Genomic DNA, 1,897 nt, shown 5'->3' on the forward strand with positions numbered 1-1,897 from the left:
CATAACCTCCTTTGTCATATCTTTCCTAGTTTTTCCGAAAGTTTGTGAACTAAACATAAAATTTTATATTGATTTCAAAAATATAAAGTTATAATATTTAGAAAAAACAAAAAAGAGGTAGTTTGTTATGATACGAAAATTAACAAAGAAAGATCATGAACAAGTATTTTCTTTTCTAAAAGAAGAAGTAGCCCTTAACTTGTTTATTATTGGAGATATTGAGGCTTTTGGTTACGAAACAGACTTTCAAGAGTTATGGGGAGCATTTGAAGAAAGCGGAACATTAAAATCTATTTTACTTCGCTTTCATGATGCGTTTATACCTTATAGTAAAGAAGAGTTTGTGGTTACTGACTATGAGGCACTTCTTTCAGCATATAAGTCGCTTAAACTCTCTGGTAAGTCAACTATTGTAGAAAGATTTGAAACTGCTCCAAGTATACAACTGGGGGCCAAAAATGAAATGTATTTTTGTGAATGTCTAGATGACAATAACTTACCTAACACACCAATTCATGAAACAATTAAACTTGCCTCACTAGATGATATAGAACGAATTATGCAATTACGAAGTAACATCTCTGAATTCCCGACCGCTAATGAATCAGAAAAAATGTTAAGGCAAGCTATCGAAACAACTACAGGACGTACATATTATATTGAAAAAGACGGTGCAATCATCGCGTCCGCCTCTACTTCCGCTGAAAATTCATTATCCGCTATGGTAGTTGGCGTATGTACACATCCGAATTATCGCGGAAACGGATATGCTTCACTCATATTACAGAAAATGATTCAGGACTTTACGAAAGAAGGCCGAACACTTTGCCTATTTTATAACAATCCAGCTGCTGGACGAATTTATAAACGTCTAGGGTTTAAAGACATTGGGATGTGGACGATGTATCGATAATAAGAGGTACTCTATAAGCGGAAATAGTTGTAACTTTGCAATAAAAGCCGATTATACAAAAACTTCACACCGTTATTACGAAGAAACTACTTGAGGAGCGAGGACTCTAACTAAAAACTGTTATGCATTCAAACTAAATTTAGACAGATAAACGCCCCAACTATTGGATCTACTCCAGCAATTGGGGCTACATGTTTATTCTCAAATTCTTTCCACTACAAATAGAAATATTTCTGAAACATTCACCACACTTATGTCGCTATTATGATAGTAATCATTTTAGAAACCCTTTTTTTGTTCATTTCATCATCATCACACTACACTCTCTATATTTTCGATCAGATAACCTTCTAATCACTTTAATCACCTTACATAAGTAAATTTTCTTTTAGTAGTTCAAATACTCTCCTATAAATTATTACTTTTTTACCATCAAAACTTACAATACTCACTTTCTTTATGCCTTACGTTTYGATTTACYTTTTTTATTTTTCTTTTGATATCTYGGAGTCTCTCTTYTATGTTGCTCCGATRGCTATCGTATACATTAAAAAGGTCCCTACTACATACATAAATAAATCATCAAACCCATAAYCATTATGAAAATATATCAAAATAAGAATAATTACTGCGTATAGTGTAGCCCACTTCATCAYMTYTCCTTTTSTTTYACTARARAAWGAGRCRGAYCTTTCATCCWTACTAAACGCACCTTCACTCGCTTGTTTAAAYGTATCAAWKGTTGYCACAATATGAACAACAACTGCTCCCAAAAGCAATACACCTGCATACATTAGTGTAATCCAGTCAATTGAATTATTAGCCATTTTAGTAACAGTCAAAGCAGTAGGCGCTATTGTTGCCATTTGGAATGCATATAATAMYACRACAATYGTTTGTAACTTTTGAAATTTAAATYGAGCTTTYGGRAATGAATAWATAATTAAWARAATTATTTGYARGCTATATAATAACACTTCTAAC

General features: G+C 32.6%; 1 protein-coding gene and 1 pseudogene. One reads left to right on the top strand and one right to left on the bottom strand.

Annotated elements, in window-relative coordinates:
* The first annotated feature begins 127 nt into the window (after positions 1-127).
* On the top strand, positions 128-913 hold the full coding sequence (locus AC1DTM_RS24565; protein WP_477001107.1) for a GNAT family N-acetyltransferase: 786 nt from the start codon (positions 128-130) through the stop codon (positions 911-913).
* Between the two features lie 457 nt (positions 914-1,370).
* Here the strand turns inward: AC1DTM_RS24565 and AC1DTM_RS24570 are convergent.
* Positions 1,371-1,897, bottom strand: a pseudogene (locus AC1DTM_RS24570) (hypothetical protein); the annotation flags it as partial.

This window comes from Bacillus sp. P4_D3 (genome assembly GCF_056401855.1).

Excerpts from the sequence above, each read along its gene's own strand:
- AC1DTM_RS24565 (WP_477001107.1), top strand. The coding sequence starts at position 128 with ATGATACGAAAATTAACAAAGAAAGATCATGAACAAGTATTTTCTTTT.